The following is a 16,774-nucleotide window of genomic DNA, read 5'->3' on the forward strand; positions in this document are numbered from 1 at the left end:
GCCGGCCGGGTGACCGCACTGTGGGACCGGCTGCCGAGACCGCTGGATCCGTTCGCGTCGTTCAAGGTCAAGACCGGCCTGCTGGTCGGAGGGGCCATCCTGTTGGCCTCGTTCACCTTCTGGGTCGGCGCCAGCTGGCAGTTCCGGTACGCGTTGCTCGCCGCGCTCGCCACCTCGCTGATCCTGACGCAGTTCCTCGCCCACGGCATGACCTCGCCGCTACGTCAGATGACGGCCGCAGCTCGCGCCATGGCGCAGGGCGACTACAGCATCCGGGTACGTGCCACCTCGCGTGATGAAATCGGGCAACTGGCAACGGCATTCAACCAGATGGCGGCCGATCTCGGGGCCGCCGACGAGTACCGGCGCGGGCTGATCGGCAACGTGTCCCACGAGCTGCGCACGCCCATCACCGCGTTGCAGGCGGTGTTGGAGAACGTGGTCGACGGCGTCGTCGAACCCGATGCCGAGACCATGCGGATGGCGCTGTCCCAGACCGAACGCCTCGGCGAGCTGGTGACCAATCTGCTCGACCTCTCGCGGGTCGAAGGTGGGGCGATTCCGTTGCAGATCAGCCGGTTCGACGTCGACGAGTTCCTACGCGAAGCCGTGGAGCACGTCTCCGTATCGGCCGCCGACATACCGGTGTCCGTTCGGGTGTCGCCACCGGACCTGAAGGCCGTGGCCGACCCGGCACGGCTGCGGCAGGTCGTGGTCAATCTGGTGGACAACGCGATTCGGCACAGCCCGGCCGGTGGCCGGGTGACGGTGCTGGCGGCCCGAAGGCTATCGGGCCTGCGGCTCGAGGTGACCGATCAGGGTCCGGGCATCGCGCCCGCCGAACGTGAGCGAGTCTTCGAGCGGTTCACCCGTGGCGCCACCTCGGACGGCGGAACCGGCCTGGGGTTGGCGATCGCGCGGTGGGCAGTCGAATTGCACGGCGGGGTCATCGAAGTGATGGACACCGAGCCGGGATGTCGGATCAGGGTCAACATCCCTGACTCTGCGATGGGGGAGAGATCGAGATGACGACAACAGTTTCAGGATTACCGCTCCTTCCGGGGCCCGCACTGCCACGCCAGGGTGAACCGGGCTGGACGATGTGGTCCCGTCGGGTGTGGCCCATCGACCCGCTGGCGCCGGCGCCGCGCCGGGTGCTGGTGTCCGCGCTGATTGCCGGGCTGGTCGGCACCGCAGTGTGGCGGCTGTCCGCGCTCAGCGTCGGCTATTTGGTGGTCGGCCTGCTGGTCTTCGGCGTCGTGTACGGCACCGCACCGCGCCGCCCGAGCCGGTCCGAACAGTTCGGTATCGGCCTGACGCTTGCCCTGCTCGCCGTGCCGGCGTTACTGGCCGCCGGTTGGATGGGTGCGCTGTGTCTGGCGGCGGCCTGGATCATCGGCTGGTGCACGCTGGTCGGCGGCCGGACCTGGACTGCGGTGGTCACCGGGCCGCTCCTGCCGTGGGTGCTGTTCGGCCGGCTGCGGAGTTGGGTGCACCAGGCCGCCAAGACCGCGCTGCCTGCGCGCTCGGGCCTGCCCAGCCCCGGACGCGTCGCCGCGGTGGCCGGACTCACCGTCGGACTGGTGGTGGTGTTCGGTGCGCTGTTCGCCGCCGCGGACCCGGCCTTCGCCCACCTGGCCGGCAACCTGATGCCCTCGGTCGTCGGCCTCGATTTCTTCGCGCGGACAGCCGTATTCGGCATCGTGGTGACGTTCGTGCTGGGCGGTGCCTACCTGGTGCGGTTCCCACCGCGTCTGGATGCGATGGCCCCGGCACCGATGCAGCCGGTGCCGCGGTGGGAGTGGGCGCTGCCGTTGGGGGTGCTCGACACGCTGTTCGTCGCGTTCGTCGCGGTACAGGCCACCGTGTTGTTCGGTGGGCACACTCATGTGCTGGAGACCGAGGGACTGACCTATGCCGAGTACGCCCGACAGGGATTCTGGCAGCTGCTGTGGGTGTCTGCGCTGACGCTGCTGGTGCTCAGCGTGGTGATCAGAGTGGCGGGCCGGGTCAGCGCTTCGGACCGCCGCATGTTGCGGATCTTGGTCGGAACCCTGTGTGCGACATCGGTTGTCGTGGTGATATCGGCGATCCACCGGATGTGGCTGTACCAGCAGGCGTACGGCTTCAGCACCGAGAGGCTGCTCGTCATCACCACCGAGGTGTGGCTGGGTGCGGTGTTCGTGCTTGTCGCGGTGGCCGGCATCCGGATGACGGGCAGGTGGCTGCCGCGGGCCGTGCTGGTGGCCGGTGTCCTGGCCCTGCTCGGCCTGGCCACGTTGAACCCGGAACGGTTGATCGCGGACCGCAACATCGACCGCTTCGAGCAGACGGGCGCGCTCGACGCCGAGTATTTGTCCGGGCTGTCCTCTGACATCGATCCGGCACTACACCGCTTGCCTGCATCGGTGCGCGAGTGCGTGACCGCCCGGGTCCACGAGCCCGAGCCCTGGTACACCTTCAACCTGTCGCGCGCCCGGGCCGATCGGCCGACGAGCGAGGACCTTCCCGAGCACTGCTCGGCGTACTGGTCCGATCCGCAGTACCGGTAGGGATCCCAGAATCGCGCCGATCCAAAGGCTGTCAACCTCGGCACCGGAGGTCGAAGGTGTGCGTGTGACCGCACTCGCCCTCGACAGTTCGCCTCGAATCACCCCGCTCGAGCCGGTTGCGCTCGATCCCGGAGCGCTGGGCTATCCGCCCGACAACCGGGCCGCCATCCCGCCGCTTGCCAAGCAGTGGCAGCAGCTCGATTTCCGCGAGATCCTGTCGCGGCCGGCGGCTTTCCTGTCGATCAGCCAATCGAACTCGATCTACCGGCCGGGCGGGGTTCAGTACGCGGAGGGCCATGCCTTCCGTGGGAGTCTGGAAGCGACCGTCAAGGCGGCCAAGGCCGCGCGCTCGGCGCCGAACTTCGTGTCGTTCAACTGGATCGGGTTCTCGGTGTTCCGTGACGATTACCCGAAGACTGATTTCGACAAGGCGCAGTACGACGGGTGGACCGGTCACATCGACGCGACCCCGGAGCAGATCGCTTGGGACAACGAATTGGTAGGGGAGCTGCGCGAGCTCGTCGAACCCGGCGACAACGAGTTGTACGAGAAGGCGCTGCAGACGGCCTTCGTCGGCACCGACCTACCCGGGGCGCTGAACCGGCAACGGGTCGAGGTGGTGGTGCTCACCGGAATCCATCTCGACTGGTGCGTCGAAGGCAACGCGCGTGCGGCACGCGACCACGGCTTGTTGCCCATCGTGATCGGCGATGCCACCGGTACCGCCCATCCCGACCAGGAGCGCGCCGCCTTCGAGCGGATAAACAACTTCTTCGCGCCGGTGATCACCTCGGAGCAGTTCGTGGAGTGGGTCGGTCACTGATGGGAAACGTCGGTCTGCTTCTCGTCGGTGTGGCGCTGTTCGTCAACGGACTCGTCTCGGTCGGTCTGGTCAGCGGGCGCGGCGCCGCCCCGATCAACCTGTTCGTCGGCACCGCCCAGGTCGTCCTGCCGACGCTGGTTCTCGTGCAGGCGGACGGCGATCCCGGCATCGTGAACGCGACGTGGCCGAGCTACCTGTTCGGGTTCACCTACCTGTGGTTCGGGTTCATCCAGATCTTCGACATCGATCCGCGCGGATTCGGTTGGTACAGCACCTTCGTCGCGGCCATCGCGGCGTACTACGCGATCAAGAGTGTCGGAACCGATCCCGTTTTCGCCGTCATCTGGGCGACCTGGGCGATCATGTGGACGCTGTTCTTCGTGCTGTTGGGGCTCGGGGTCGCCAAGGTTGGCCGACTCGACCTGGGGCACTTCACCGGATGGTTCCTCGTGCTGCTCGGGGTTCCCACCTGCACCGTGTCGGCGATCCTGCTGCTGAACGGGATATGGTCGACGTCGCCTCTGGCGGGTGTGATCGCGCTGGTGGCGCTGCTGGCGGCAGCGGCCCTGGCTGCGATCCTGTCTGGGCGCAGCTCCCGCGGCGACGCGGACGCGCTCCCGTTTCCGGACGTCGATGCCGCCGAGGTGTCGGTCGCCCGGGGCGTGCCCCAGCCTGTGTGATCCTGCTCGGCACAAGCGGGCCTCCCATGCCGGGGGCCCGCTTTCTCGTGTGCGCAGGCGAAATGAATCGCCACCGAACGTGACCTAGCAAGCGCTTGGTTGCTATGCTGGGTCGATGGAGCCGGATACCCCCGCCCAGCCGGCGAGCAGACGCGACGAGCTGCTGGACCTTGCCGCGACGATGTTTGCCGAACGCGGACTGAAGGCGACGACGGTTCGCGATATCGCCGACTCCGCAGGAATCCTGTCGGGCAGTCTCTACCACCACTTCAAGTCCAAAGAGCAGATGGTCGAGGAAGTCCTCCGCGATTTTCTTGACTGGCTGTTCGCGCGGTACCTGGAGATCCTCGACCAGGAGACCAGCCCGTTGGGTCGGCTCACCGGTCTGTTCATGGCCTCGTTCGAGGCGATCGAGCACCGGCATGCGCAGGTGGTCATCTACCAGGATGAGGCCAAGCGGCTTTCCGACATCCCGCAGTTCGGTTTCGTCGACGAGCGCAACCGGGAACAGCGCAAGATGTGGGTGGACATCCTGCAGCAGGGCATCGCCGACGGCTCGTTCCGTCAGGACATCGACGTCGACCTGGTGTACCGGTTCATCCGTGACACCACCTGGGTTTCGGTCCGCTGGTATCAACCGGGCGGACCGCTTTCGGCCGAAGAGGTCGGCCGGCAATACCTCGCCATCGTCCTCGGCGGAATCACCGCCGGGAACGCCACTGTCAAAGGAGACCAGTAATGCCTGAGGCATACATTGTCGACGCCGTGCGTACGCCGGTCGGAAAGAAGAACGGCTCGCTGGCACAGGTGCACCCGATCGACCTCGGCGTGCACGCCTTCCGCGCCATCTTCGACCGCGTCGACGTCGATCCGGGTGCGGTTGACGACGTCATCGTCGGTTGCGTCGACGCCATCGGCGGACAGGCCGGCAACATCGGCCGGCTGACCTGGCTGGCCGCCGGATACCCCGAGGCCGTCCCCGGCGTCACCGTCGACCGGCAGTGTGGCTCCAGCCAGCAGGCCATCTCCTTCGGTGCCCAGGCCATCATGTCGGGCACGGCCGATCTCATTCTGGCCGGCGGTATGCAGAACATGAGCTGGATCCCGATCTCGTCGGCCATGGTGGTCGGCAAGGAGTTCGGATTCACCTCGCCCACAAACGAATCCAAGAGCTGGCTGCACCGCTACGGCGACCAGGAGATCTCGCAGTTCCGCGGCTCGGAGATGATCGCCGAGAAGTGGGACATCTCCCGCGAGGAGATGGAGGAGTTCGCCTACAACAGCCACCAGCGCGCGTTCGCCGCGATCCGGGCCGGGCACTTCGACAACGAGATCATCCCGGTCGGCGACTTCGGCGTCGACGAGGGCCCGCGTGAGTCGACGCTGGAGAAGCTGGCCTCGCTCAAGCCGCTGGTCGAAGGCGGCCGGCTGACTGCCGCCCTGGCCAGCCAGATCTCCGACGGTGCCGCCGCGGTGCTGCTGGCATCGGAAGAGGCGATCAACAAGTACAACCTGAAGCCCCGCGCGCGCATCCACCACATCAGCGCCCGCGGCGACGACCCGGTGATGATGCTGACCGGCCCGATCCCGGCCACCCAGTACGCGCTGGAGAAGACCGGCCTGTCGATCGACGACATCGACACCGTCGAGATCAACGAGGCCTTCGCGCCGGTCGTGCTGGCCTGGCTCAAGGAGACCAAGGCCGATCCGGCGAAGGTCAACCCGAGCGGCGGCGCCATCGCGCTGGGCCACCCGCTGGGAGCCACCGGTGCCAAGCTGTTCACGACCATGCTCAACACCCTCGAGCGCACCGGCGGTCGCTACGGCCTGCAGACCATGTGCGAGGGCGGCGGCACCGCCAACGTCACGATCATCGAGCGCCTCTAGTTTTCCCGCTGAACGAAGGCACCCCGAAACAACACTGGTTTCGGGGTGCTTTTGTATCTGCCCACCAAGGGGTAGGTGTGGGGTCATGAGCACCGACGGTTCAACCTCCGACAACGAGAGTGCTCTGACCGTCGCCGTCGCGCTCGGTGCCAACGTGCTCATCGCGATTGCCAAGACGGTGGCTGCCGTCGTCACCGGAAGCGCCTCGATGTTGGCCGAGGCCGCCCACTCCTGGGCGGATACCGGCAACGAGGTGTTCCTGTTGATCGGAACCCGCAAGTCGATGAAGCCGGCCGATGCGCAACACCGGTTGGGCTACGGCCGGGCGAGCTACATCTGGTCGATGTTCGCGGCTTTCGGGCTGTTCACCGTCGGCTCGGTGGTGTCGATCTGGCACGGCGTCACCTCGCTCGGTGGGGAGGGGGAGGCGACGTCCTACGGATGGGCCTACGCGGTACTCGGGATCGCATTCGTGTTGGAGGGCACTTCGTTCGCTCAGGCGTTGCGCCAGACGAAAACCGGTGCGGTGCAGCGACGGATCCACCCGCTGCGCTATATCAGGGTCACCTCGAATCCGATGTTGCGCGCGGTGTTCGCCGAGGATCTGTCGGCATTGATCGGCCTCGCGATAGCGACAGCCGGCATCCTCGCGCACCAACTCACCGGAAACGTGGTCTGGGATGCGATCGGCTCGATCCTGGTGGGAGTGCTGCTGGGGTGCGTCGCACTCTTCCTCATCGGGCGCAACATGGACTTCCTGACGGGGGAGGCGGCCACCCCGCTTGCCCGGAACAACGTGTTGCGGGTCCTGCTCGATCACGCCGACATCGAGCGGATCAGCTACCTGCACATGGAATGGGTTGGCGCGGACCGCATCTACCTGGTGGCCGCGGTCGACCTGACCGGAGACGCGGCGGAATCCAACGTCGCCGCGCGGCTCAACGCGATCGCCGACACCCTGCAGAGCCGGCCGGAAATCGTGCGCGCTGTTCTGACGCTCACGCGCCCGGGCGATACGACCGAGTTACGGCCCGAACCGCTGCCCGAATGGTATCTGTGAGTTAGCTCGGAGCCATCGAAACGCGGCCAAACCGTGGACGCGGGCGTTTGCCTGCGCGCAGACTTTACCCATGACTGACCGGGGCACCGAGCAGCGCACCGACGCCGAGGGGCATGAGCAACCGGAGTTCCACCCCTACCATCACCCGGCGGCCGGATGGGGTGCGGCGAAGAGCGTCACCGAGTTCCTGATCCGCGAGCGTGAGCCGATCGACGGCCCCCGCGCGATCATGAAGATGAACCACGAGGACGGCGGGTTCGACTGTCCGGGCTGCGCCTGGCCCGACGACATGAAGGGCCTCAAACTCGACATCTGCGAGAACGGCATCAAACACGTCACGTGGGAGATGACCCATAAACGCTGCGGTCCGGATTTCTTCGCCCGGCACACCGTCTCCGAACTGGCGGCGTGGAGCGATTTCGCCCTCGAAGACCAGGGCCGGCTGACCGAACCGATGGTGTACAACTCCGAGACCGATCACTACGAACCGATCAGCTGGCGTGCCGCGTTCGACCTGGTGGGCAAGGCCCTGGCGGATCTGGACGACCCGAACCGAGCCGCGTTCTACACCTCGGGCCGGCTGGGCAACGAGGCCACGTTCCTGTACCAGCTGATGGCCCGTGAGCTCGGCACCAACAATCTCCCGGACTGTTCCAACATGTGCCACGAGGCCAGTGGCAGAGCCCTCACGGCTGCGCTCGGTACCGGCAAGGGCACCGTCGACCTGCAGGACTGGGAGACCGCGGACGCGTTGTTCATCATCGGTGTCAACGCGGCGTCCAACGCGCCACGCATGCTCACCGCGCTGGCCGAGGCCTATCGCCGGGGTGCGCAGGTCATCCACATCAACCCGCTGGTCGAGGCCGGCGCCACCAAGACCATCATCCCGCACGACTTTCTGCGGATGGCCACCTTCAAGTCCACCAGGACCAGCACGCTGAACCTGCAGCCCCGGATCGGCGGGGACATGGCGCTCATCCGGGGAATCGCGAAAGCGGTTCTGGAACAAGCGGAAACCGATCCCAAGGCATTGGACGCGGAGTTCATCGCCCGCTACACCGCGGGGTTCGAGAACTACCGCGCAGTGTGCGACGCCACCTCATGGGACGAGATCGAATACAAGTCCGGTGTGCGCCAAGCAGATATCCGCAAGGCGGCCAAGATCTACAGCGATGCCGACCGCAGCATCATCAGCTGGTGTCTCGGCGTCACCCAGCACGAACACGGTGTGGACAGTGTGCGGGAGATCGTCAATCTGCTTCTGCTGCGCGGCAATCTGGGCCGCGAAGGTGCCGGCCCGTCCCCGGTGCGCGGGCACAGCAACGTGCAGGGCAACCGCACCTGCGGGATCGACCACCAACCGACCGCAGCCTTCCTCGACCGGCTCGCCGAGGTGTGCGGAATCGAACCGCCGCGTGAGCACGGGATGGACACCGTGCACGCCATCGAGGCCATGCACCGCGACGAGATCAAGGTGTTCATCGGTATGGGCGGGAACTTCGCCAGTGCCGCCCCGGACACCGCGTACACCTTCGTGGGCCTGCAGAAATGCGATCTCACGGTGCAGGTCAGCACCAAACTCAACCGAAGTCATGTGATCCACGGTCGCCGGGCACTGATCCTGCCGTGCCTGGGCCGTACCGAGAAGGACCACCAGAAGGCCGGGGTGCAGTCCACCTCGGTCGAGGATTCGATGAGCATGGTGCATCTCTCGGTCGGGATGAAGAAACCCGCCTCGCCGCACCTGATGTCGGAACCGGCGATCATCGCCGGGATCGCGCGGGCCGCGCTGCCCTCCAGCACCACGCCGTGGAGCTGGTACGTCGAGGACTACGACCGGATCCGGGACACGATGGCCAAGGTGCTCAACGGTTTCGAGGATTTCAACCGACGGGTGCGACTCCCACTGGGCTTCCGCATCAAGCAGCCGGCGCGGGAACTGATCTTCCTGACCCCGTCCGGTCGGGCCGAGTTCTCGGCGGTCGAGCTGCCCGACGACAGCACCGCACCCCGCACCCTGACCCTGGCCACTGTGCGATCACACGATCAGTGGAACACCACCATCTACTCCGACGACGACCGCTACCGCGGCGTCAAGAACCTGCGCACGCTGGTCTTCATGAATAAACAGGACATGGCCGACCGCGGGATCAAGCAGTTCGACGACGTCGACATCGTCGCCACCGCGCGCGACGGCAGCACCCGATCGTTGCGGCGCTACAAGGCGATCCCCTACGGCATTCCCCGCGGTAACGCGGCCGGGTACATGCCCGAGATGAATGTGCTGTGTGCCATCGGCGATTTCAGCACACAGAGCGACCAGCCCATCATGAAGAATGTCAAGGTGACCGTGGAACGCTCCGCCTGATGCACGCGTCCAGGCTGCTGTCGGCACCCGGCCGGCTCGGCGGTTCGGTGATCATCGGAGTCGGCGCTGGAACCCTCACCGGTACGTTGACCGACACTCCGCTCGGCCTGCTGGTCGGGATCGCCTCAACAGGAGCGGTTTTCGTCCTCGCAGGCTGGATACTGCTGTGGCCCATGGACGCCGAGGCCACCCATCGTCACGCACATCAGGAAGCCTTCAACCCGGTGGTCGAGGAACTCGTGATCGTGGCAGCCGCGGTCGGCGCCCTGGTCAGCATCGTCTTCATGCTCGTACACGGTGGTTCGCACAGCGATCCGACGGCGGCAACGGCCGCTCTGGCCGGGGTATTCATGGCGTGGGCCGGAATGCACCTGATGTACGCGGCGCGCTACGCGAAGCTCTACTACACGCCGGCGGTCGGCGGTATCGACTTCAACTCCGACGACCCACCGGCATTCCGGGACTTCTTCTACTTCAGCTACAACCTGGGAATGACATACCAGGTATCCGACACCAGCGTCACCGACACCACGATTCGTGGCGTGGCGCTGCGACATTGCCTGCTGTCGTATCTGTTCGGCACCGTCATCCTCGCGACGACGATCAACCTGGTCGTCGGGATTGTGTCCAGCTGAGGCTCACACCCAACGGCTGCGCGGCGGCGGCGCCTGTGGCGTCACCCAAGCCTTGGCGTAGCGGTTCTTCCCGCCCCGCTGCGGATCACGGCTGCGGTAGATCACAAACGGGCGGACCAGATAGCCGATCGGTGCACTGAACATGTGCACCAACCGGGTGTAGGGCCACAAGCCGAGCAGGGCAAGCACTATCAGCACGTGCGCCTGGAACGTCCACGGCGTTTCCGCCATCAACTGCGGTGCCGGATGAAGCGTGAACAGGCTGCGGAACCACGGCGACACCGTCTCGCGGTAGTTGTACGTCGAGAACACGTTGGTCAGGGTGTTCAGCATCCCGGTCGCCAGCGCCCCGACCAGCAGCAGATACATCACCTTGTCGTTGAATGTGGTCGCCGTACGCACCTCCGGGACGGTGACCCGGCGGTAGAGCAGGATCGCCACTCCGGCGACGACGGCCACCCCGGCCACCGACCCCATGCTGACCGACATCAAGTGGTAGACGTGCTCGGAGACACCGGCCGCTGAGGTCCACGACTGCGGGATCAGCAGGCCCACGACGTGCCCGCCGATCACCCCGAGCATGCCGAAGTGGAACAGCGGGCTGCCCAGTCGCAGCAGCCTGCTCTCGTAGATCTGCGAAGACCTGGTGGTCCAACCGAACTGGTCGGCCTTGTAACGCCAGATGTGCCCGAGTGCGAACGAGGTGAAGGCGATGTAGGGAAGCGTCATCCACAACACGTTGCTCATCTGGTTCCCCCGGAAGCCATCGGATCCATCGCAAACGGGTCCAGACCGACATCCTCATCGGGCGGGCCCTCGGCGGCGAGCTGCGCGATACGGCGGCGATCGGCACTGTTCACCGGCGGCAGTGTGGAAAGGACGGCGGCCAGCAGCCCGGCGTAGTAGGACCCGTTGTCCTGCAGGGACAGCCGCAACAGTTCGAGTACCGGGACGTGTTCGGCGAGCAGCCGCTCTCCATGGACTTGATCGACCGTCGCGGCGAACTCGAGCACCATGGGCAGGTAGTCGGGGAGCTCGGAATTCTCCAGGTCGCCGACCTCCAGACCGGCCTGTCGGTAGGCGTGCTTAAATCGCAGCAGGGCCATGCCGCGTTTGCGGGTGTCGCCGTAGGCGTAGTAGGTCAGATGCAGGCTGCTGCGCCGCTGCATGTCGAATGTCTCGACATAGTTCGACGCACGCCGCATCGGGTCTGTCTCGCTGAACTGCTGCAGGAACTCCGTCAGCGGCAGCCGAGCCGACTCCGGCAGTTCCGCTGTGGCATCGGCAAGTTGGTCGACGAGATCGGCCGTCTCGGTCGTCGGGTAGTCGAGCAAGAGCGCGGCGATGCGCCACACCAGACGCTGCTGGCGCTCGGACAGGGCGGAACCTGTACCTGTTCTGCGGCCGAGGGTGAGTAGCTTCATGTCGTCGGCAACAACCCGTCTGTGCTCCGCCCGTCCCAGTTGAGCAGGTTGACCCGCGTCGGATCACCCTGTGGAACAGCGTCATTGGTGTTGGTCAGGTGGAACTTGTCCACCATGGTGTCGTACGCGGTCATTCCCGGACCGCCGTCGCCGTCCAGGCTGCAACCGGTGGCCAGGGCGTCGAGGCGGTGGGCATCCGACCCGGCCCCGGTCGGGATGACATAGCGGTCCTGATACTTGGCGATGGCCAACAGCCGGTACATCGCCTCGATCTCATCGCCGCTCAACCGCACCGAATCCGGGATGGTCTCGTCGAACTCTTCTCCGAGGTTGGCCGCGCGCATGTAGGCGCGCATGGCCGCCAGTCGTTGCAGGGACGCCCGGACCGGGCCGACCTCACCCGCGGTGAACAACTCGGCGAGGTACTCGACCGGGATGCGCAGGGTGTCGATGGCGCCGAACAGGTTGTTCTGGTTCTCGCCGTCGTGGCCGGTTTCCTTCAGGATGTCCACGACTGGCGATAGTGGCGGCACGTACCAGACCATCGGCATGGTCCGGTATTCCGGATGCAGTGGCAGGGCCACCTGGTAGTCGACGATCAACCGGTAGACCGGTGAGTTCTGCGCCGCTTCAATCCATTCGGGGGAGATGCCGGCCCGTTCGGCTTCGGCGACCACGCGAGGGTCATGCGGATTGAGGAAAACGCCGAGCTGTGACGGGTAGAGGTCCTTGTCGTCGGTGACCGATGCGGCCTCCAGCACCGCGTCCGCGTCGTAGAGCATCACGCCGATGTAGCGGAGCCGTCCGACACAGGTCTCCGAGCACACGGTGGGGATACCGACCTCGACGCGCGGATAGCAGAACGTGCACTTCTCAGCCTTGCCGGTCTTGTGGTTGAAGTAGATCTTCTTGTACGGACACCCGGTGACGCACTGTCGCCAGCCTCGGCACTTGTCCTGATCCACCAGCACGATGCCGTCTTCGGAGCGCTTGTAGATGGCGCCGGAGGGACACGCTGCGGCGCAGGCCGGGTTGAGGCAGTGCTCACAGATCCGAGGCAGGTAGAACATGAAGGTCTGCTCGAACTCGAGCTTGACCTTGTCGGATATCTCGGCGACCTTGGCCAGCAACGGATCCCGGCCCACCTGCTCCGGACCGCCGCCCAGGTCGTCGTCCCAGTTGGCCCCCCAGGTGACCTTGGTGTCGCGACCGGTGATCAGCGACTTGGGTCGTGCCACGGGCGTGGTGTCCATGGCCGGCGCCGACAGGAGGTTCTCGTAGTCGTATGTCCACGGGTCGTAGTAGTCGGACACCGTGGGCAGGTCCGGGTTTGCGAAGATGTTCAGCAGTCGCTTGAACCGGGAGCCGGACTTCAGGGTGAGCTTGCCGCGCTTGTTCAGCGTCCAGCCGCCCTTCCAGCGCTCCTGGTCCTGGTACTGCCGCGGATAGCCCTGTCCGGGGCGGGTTTCCACATTGTTGAACCACACGTACTCGACACCGCTGCGGTTGGTCCAGGCCTGCTTGCACGTGACACTGCAGGTGTGGCAGCCGATGCACTTGTCGAGGTTCATCACCATCGCCAACTGAGCCATCACCCTCATTGGTCCACTCCGCAAGCTTCGTGTCCGGTCATATCAGTACTCCACATCCTGCGAACGGCGACGAATCGTGGTGACCTCATCGCGTTGATTTCCGGTGGGCCCGTGGTAGTTCAGGGCGAAGGACTGCTGCGCGTACCCGCCGATCAGGTGGGTGGGTTTGATCATGATCCGGGTCAGCGCATTGTGGATTCCGCCGCGTTTGCCGTTCTTCTCGGTGCGCGGCACGTCGACGGCCTTGTCCTGGGCGTGGTACATGAACACCAGACCCTCGGGCATGCGGTGGCTGACGATGGCGCGGGCATTCACCACGCCGTTGCGGTTGGTGCACTCGATCCAGTCGTTGTCCTTGACCCCGATCTTGGCGGCGTCCGCGTCCGACATCCAGATGCACTGGCCGCCGCGGGACAGCGTCAGCATGTACAGGTTGTCCTGGTACGCAGAGTGAATCGACCACTTCGAGTGCGGGGTCAGGTAGCGCACCGTGATGCCGCCACTCGTATCGCCGACCTTGGGTTCGTTGAAGAGCGCCGTCATGTCCAGCGGTGGCCGGAACGTGGGCAGTTGCTCGCCGAGCTCACTCATCCAGTCGTGGTCCAGATAGAAGTGCTGCCGGCCGGTCAGCGTGTGCCACGGCTTGAGCCGCTCGGTGTTGATGGTGAAGGGGGAGTAGCGTCGGCCGCCGGTCTCCGAGCCGGACCATTCCGGCGAGGTGTTGACCGGAACCGGCCGGGCCTGGGTGTCGGCGAACGTGATCCGCTTGCCTTCGCTCTCCTTGGCCAGGTCGACCAGTTCGGTTCCGGTGCGCCGCTCCAGCGCCTCGAAACCCTCGACGGCCAGGCGCCCGTTCGTCGTGCCCGACAGCGCGAGGATGGCCTCGGCGGCGTGGGTGTCCTTGGCCAACGATGGGCGTCCGATCGCGACACCGCTGACCACCGCGCCGTTGACGCCGCGCAGGTACTCGACCTCGGCGTCCGGGTGCGTGGTCACACCCTTGGTGGTGAGACCGACGGTTTCTACCATCGGCCCCAGGGCCGCCATCTTCTCGGCGACGGCCGGATAGTCGCGGTCCACCATGATCAGCCGGGGCATCGTTTTGCCGGGAATCGGTTCGCACTCACCGGCTTTCCAGTCCAGCACGCGACCGCCGGGCTGCGCGGTGGCGTCGGCGCTGTCGTGCTGCAGGGGCATGGCCACGATGTCCTTGCGCTTGCCGAGGTGCTTCTCGGCCAGCCAGGAGAAGCCGCGGGCGATGCGGTGGAACGCATCGAAATCGGTCTTGGTCTCCCACGGCGGTGAGATCGCCGGCGAGAACGCGTGGACGAACGGGTGCATGTCGGTACTGGACAGGTCGTGCTTCTCGTACCAGGTGGCGGCGGGTAGCACGATGTCGGAGAACAGCGTCGTGCTGGTATTGCGGAAATCCAGGGACAACAGCAGATCCAGCTTGCCCACCGGCGCCTCGTCGCGCCAGCGCACCTCTTGCGGGCGGATACCGTCCTCATCGCACGCGGCGACCGCGGAGTCGGTGCCGAGCAGGTGCTTGAGGAAGTACTCGTTGCCCTTGGCCGACGACCCCAGCAGATTCGACCGCCACACCGTCAGACAGCGCGGAAAGTTCTCCGGAGCGTCGGGATCCTCACAGGCGAACTGCAGATGGCCCGATTTCAGCCCGTCCACAACGTATTCGGCGGCATCCTTGCCCATCCGGGTCGCCTCGTCGGCCAGATCCAGCGGGTTGCGGTTGAACGTGGGGTAGCTCGGCATCCAGCCGAGCCGGCTGGCCAGGGCGATACTGTCCGCGACTGTGCGGCCCGCGAACCGACCCTCGGCCAGCGGTGAGGCCATCACCTCCGAGGTGAACGGGTCGTATCGCCACTGATCGGTCGCCAGGTACCAGAACACGGTGCCCTGCATCTGCCGCGGTGGCCGCTGCCAGTCCAGTCCGAACGCCAGGGTGGCCCAACCGGTGACGGGACGGCACTTCTCCTGCCCGACATAATGTGCCCAGCCGCCGCCGTTGACGCCCTGGCAGCCGGTGAGCATGACCAGGGTGAGGAACGACCGGTAGATCTGGTCGGAATGGAACCAGTGGTTGGTGCCCGCGCCCATGAGGATCATCGAGCGGCCCTTCGAACGTTCGGCGTTGTCGGCGAATTCGCGGGCGATGCGCTCGGCGGCCTGGGCGGGCACGCCGGTGATCTCTTCCTGCCACGCGGGGGTGTAGGGCGCGGAGGCGTCGTCGTAGCCGGACGGCCACTGCCCGTCAAGGCCGTCGCGGGCCACCCCGTACTGCGCCAGCATCAGGTCGAAGACCGTCGTCACGCGGTGTCCGGCAACGATTCTGGTGGGCACGCCGCGCTCCAGGACGCCGGGCTTGTCGCTGTCGAACCGGGGAAGCGCGACCGTGGCGGTGCCGTCGTGGTTGCCTAGCAGGGTCAGCATCGGGTGGACACCCTGGAGGTCGAGGTTCCAGTGGCCCTCGCCCGACGCGGTGAACCGGTGCCCGAGTGAGCCGTTCGGCACCACGGGCCGCCCGGCCTGGTCCAGGAGGACGGTTTTCGACTCGGCGGCTTCGGTGTCCGCGTACTCACCGCCGAGATCGGCTGCCGTGAGGAACTTTCCGGGCAGCACCCGGCCGTCGCGCTCGGTGAGGGTGACCAGAAACGGGAGGTCGGTGTACTTCTTGACGTAGTCGGTGAAGTAGGGCGTCTGCGTCTCGACGAAGAATTCCTTGAGGATGACGTGCCCCATCGCCATCGCGAGGGCGGCGTCGGTACCGGGGCGGGCCGGTAGCCACTCGTCGGCGAACTTGGTGTTGTCGGCATAGTCCGGTGACACCACGACCACCTTCTGGCCGCGGTACCGGGCCTCGGTCATGTAGTGCGCGTCCGGAGTTCGGGTGACGGGGACGTTGGATCCCCACATGATCAGGTAGCCCGCGTCGAACCAGTCGGCCGATTCGGGCACGTCGGTCTGGTCCCCGAACACCTGAGGGGAGGCCACCGGCAGGTCGGCGTACCAGTCGTAGAACGACAGCATCGACCCGCCGAGCAGCGAGATGAACCGGGCGCCGACGGCGTGGCTCACCATCGACATCGCCGGGATCGGCGAGAAGCCGGCCACGCGGTCCGGTCCGTACTTCTTGACGGTGTGGACGTGAGCGGCGGCGGCGATCTCGGCGGCCTCCCACCACTCGGCGCGGACGAATCCGCCCTTTCCGCGGGCGGACTTGTACCGCTTCGACTTCTCCGGGTCCTCGACGATGTCGGCCCAGGCCAGCACGGGGTCCTTCAGCCGCTCCTTGGCCTCACGGTAGTACTCCAGTAGCACGCCCCGGACGTAGGGATAGCGAACGCGCGCAGGCGAATACGTGTACCACGAGAACGACGCGCCGCGCGGGCATCCCCGCGGCTCGTACTCGGGTTTGTCGGCACCGACCGACGGGTAGTCGGTCTGCTGTGACTCCCAGGTGATCACGCCGTCCTTGACGTAGATCTTCCATGAGCAAGATCCGGTGCAGTTGACGCCGTGGGTCGATCGCACCACTTTGTCGTGCGCCCAACGGTCGCGGTAGAAGTCGTCAGCCGAACGGCCGCCGATCTTGTGCAGGGTTCGCTGATCCTCGGAGATCTCGCCGCGGTGAAAGTATTTGCCGATTCGCAGCAAAGCATCACCGGGTGTTGTACCGCCTGCACGTGAATCGACCACGAAACCTCCCTGGACGCTGTTGATTCATGAGCGTAG

The 16,774-nt window shown here is 65.9% G+C and carries 13 protein-coding genes; 9 read left to right on the forward strand and 4 right to left on the reverse strand.

Features of this window, described 5'->3' with window-relative positions:
- The first annotated feature begins 9 nt into the window (after nucleotides 1–9).
- The 9 genes from AC4LGL_RS03840 (at nucleotide 10) to AC4LGL_RS03880 (ending at nucleotide 10,005) form a co-directional block, all read left to right on the forward strand.
- The gene (locus AC4LGL_RS03840) at nucleotides 10–1,029 is read left to right on the forward strand and encodes a HAMP domain-containing sensor histidine kinase (RefSeq protein WP_491837748.1); all 1,020 of its coding nucleotides are present in this window, start codon (nucleotides 10–12) and stop codon (nucleotides 1,027–1,029) included.
- Nucleotides 1,026–2,552: a DUF4153 domain-containing protein gene (locus AC4LGL_RS03845; protein ID WP_491837703.1), complete on the forward strand. Its 1,527-nt coding sequence runs from the start codon at nucleotides 1,026–1,028 to the stop codon at nucleotides 2,550–2,552. Before AC4LGL_RS03840 ends, AC4LGL_RS03845 begins: the two co-directional genes overlap by 4 nt.
- Nucleotides 2,553–2,616: 64 nt before the next feature.
- Nucleotides 2,617–3,375, forward strand: a complete 759-nt coding sequence (locus AC4LGL_RS03850) for a cysteine hydrolase family protein (protein WP_491837704.1) — start codon at nucleotides 2,617–2,619, stop codon at nucleotides 3,373–3,375.
- Nucleotides 3,375–4,055 carry an AmiS/UreI family transporter gene (locus tag AC4LGL_RS03855; protein ID WP_491837705.1) on the forward strand — a complete coding sequence of 227 codons (681 nt, stop codon included), beginning with the start codon at nucleotides 3,375–3,377 and terminating at the stop codon, nucleotides 4,053–4,055. Before AC4LGL_RS03850 ends, AC4LGL_RS03855 begins: the two co-directional genes overlap by 1 nt.
- Nucleotides 4,056–4,170: 115 nt before the next feature.
- On the forward strand, nucleotides 4,171–4,794 hold the full coding sequence (kstR2, locus tag AC4LGL_RS03860) for a TetR family transcriptional regulator KstR2 (protein WP_163667123.1): 624 nt from the start codon (nucleotides 4,171–4,173) through the stop codon (nucleotides 4,792–4,794).
- Nucleotides 4,794–5,942, forward strand: a complete 1,149-nt coding sequence (gene fadA6, locus AC4LGL_RS03865) for a steroid 3-ketoacyl-CoA thiolase FadA6 (protein WP_055117868.1) — start codon at nucleotides 4,794–4,796, stop codon at nucleotides 5,940–5,942. The genes kstR2 and fadA6 overlap by 1 nt, the downstream gene beginning before the upstream one ends.
- A gap of 85 nt (nucleotides 5,943–6,027) precedes the next feature.
- Nucleotides 6,028–7,002: a cation diffusion facilitator family transporter gene (locus tag AC4LGL_RS03870; protein ID WP_491837706.1), complete on the forward strand. Its 975-nt coding sequence runs from the start codon at nucleotides 6,028–6,030 to the stop codon at nucleotides 7,000–7,002.
- A 70-nt stretch (nucleotides 7,003–7,072) separates the two neighbouring features.
- Complete coding sequence (locus tag AC4LGL_RS03875; RefSeq protein WP_491837707.1) at nucleotides 7,073–9,370, forward strand: FdhF/YdeP family oxidoreductase; 2,298 nt, start codon at nucleotides 7,073–7,075, stop codon at nucleotides 9,368–9,370.
- Complete coding sequence (locus AC4LGL_RS03880) at nucleotides 9,370–10,005, forward strand: DUF1345 domain-containing protein (protein ID WP_491837708.1); 636 nt, start codon at nucleotides 9,370–9,372, stop codon at nucleotides 10,003–10,005. The genes AC4LGL_RS03875 and AC4LGL_RS03880 overlap by 1 nt, the downstream gene beginning before the upstream one ends.
- A gap of 3 nt (nucleotides 10,006–10,008) precedes the next feature.
- Here AC4LGL_RS03880 and narI read toward each other — a convergent pair whose 3' ends face one another.
- Genes narI through AC4LGL_RS03900 form a run of 4 tightly spaced genes read right to left on the reverse strand, consistent with a single transcriptional unit; the run spans nucleotide 10,009 to nucleotide 16,738 of the window.
- Nucleotides 10,009–10,752: a respiratory nitrate reductase subunit gamma gene (gene narI, locus AC4LGL_RS03885; protein WP_491837709.1), complete on the reverse strand. Its 744-nt coding sequence runs from the start codon at nucleotides 10,750–10,752 to the stop codon at nucleotides 10,009–10,011.
- Nucleotides 10,749–11,429 carry a nitrate reductase molybdenum cofactor assembly chaperone gene (narJ, locus tag AC4LGL_RS03890; RefSeq protein WP_491837710.1) on the reverse strand — a complete coding sequence of 227 codons (681 nt, stop codon included), beginning with the start codon at nucleotides 11,427–11,429 and terminating at the stop codon, nucleotides 10,749–10,751. Before narJ ends, narI begins: the two co-directional genes overlap by 4 nt.
- Nucleotides 11,426–13,030 (reverse strand): nitrate reductase subunit beta, encoded by a 1,605-nt coding sequence (narH, locus tag AC4LGL_RS03895; RefSeq protein ID WP_491837711.1) that lies wholly within the window; start codon nucleotides 13,028–13,030, stop codon nucleotides 11,426–11,428. The genes narJ and narH overlap by 4 nt, the downstream gene beginning before the upstream one ends.
- A gap of 33 nt (nucleotides 13,031–13,063) precedes the next feature.
- Nucleotides 13,064–16,738: a nitrate reductase subunit alpha gene (locus AC4LGL_RS03900; RefSeq protein ID WP_491837712.1), complete on the reverse strand. Its 3,675-nt coding sequence runs from the start codon at nucleotides 16,736–16,738 to the stop codon at nucleotides 13,064–13,066.
- Between the last annotated feature and the right edge of the window lie 36 nt (nucleotides 16,739–16,774).

This window comes from Mycolicibacterium arcueilense (genome assembly GCF_058536225.1).

Coding starts and splice junctions, on each gene's coding strand:
- AC4LGL_RS03845 (WP_491837703.1), top strand. CDS start 1,026: ATGACGACAACAGTTTCAGGATTACCGCTCCTTCCGGGGCCCGCACTG.
- AC4LGL_RS03855 (WP_491837705.1), top strand. CDS start 3,375: ATGGGAAACGTCGGTCTGCTTCTCGTCGGTGTGGCGCTGTTCGTCAAC.
- kstR2 (WP_163667123.1), top strand. CDS start 4,171: ATGGAGCCGGATACCCCCGCCCAGCCGGCGAGCAGACGCGACGAGCTG.
- fadA6 (WP_055117868.1), top strand. CDS start 4,794: ATGCCTGAGGCATACATTGTCGACGCCGTGCGTACGCCGGTCGGAAAG.
- AC4LGL_RS03870 (WP_491837706.1), top strand. CDS start 6,028: ATGAGCACCGACGGTTCAACCTCCGACAACGAGAGTGCTCTGACCGTC.
- AC4LGL_RS03875 (WP_491837707.1), top strand. CDS start 7,073: ATGACTGACCGGGGCACCGAGCAGCGCACCGACGCCGAGGGGCATGAG.
- AC4LGL_RS03880 (WP_491837708.1), top strand. CDS start 9,370: ATGCACGCGTCCAGGCTGCTGTCGGCACCCGGCCGGCTCGGCGGTTCG.
- narI (WP_491837709.1), bottom strand. CDS start 10,752: ATGAGCAACGTGTTGTGGATGACGCTTCCCTACATCGCCTTCACCTCG.
- narJ (WP_491837710.1), bottom strand. CDS start 11,429: ATGAAGCTACTCACCCTCGGCCGCAGAACAGGTACAGGTTCCGCCCTG.
- narH (WP_491837711.1), bottom strand. CDS start 13,030: ATGAGGGTGATGGCTCAGTTGGCGATGGTGATGAACCTCGACAAGTGC.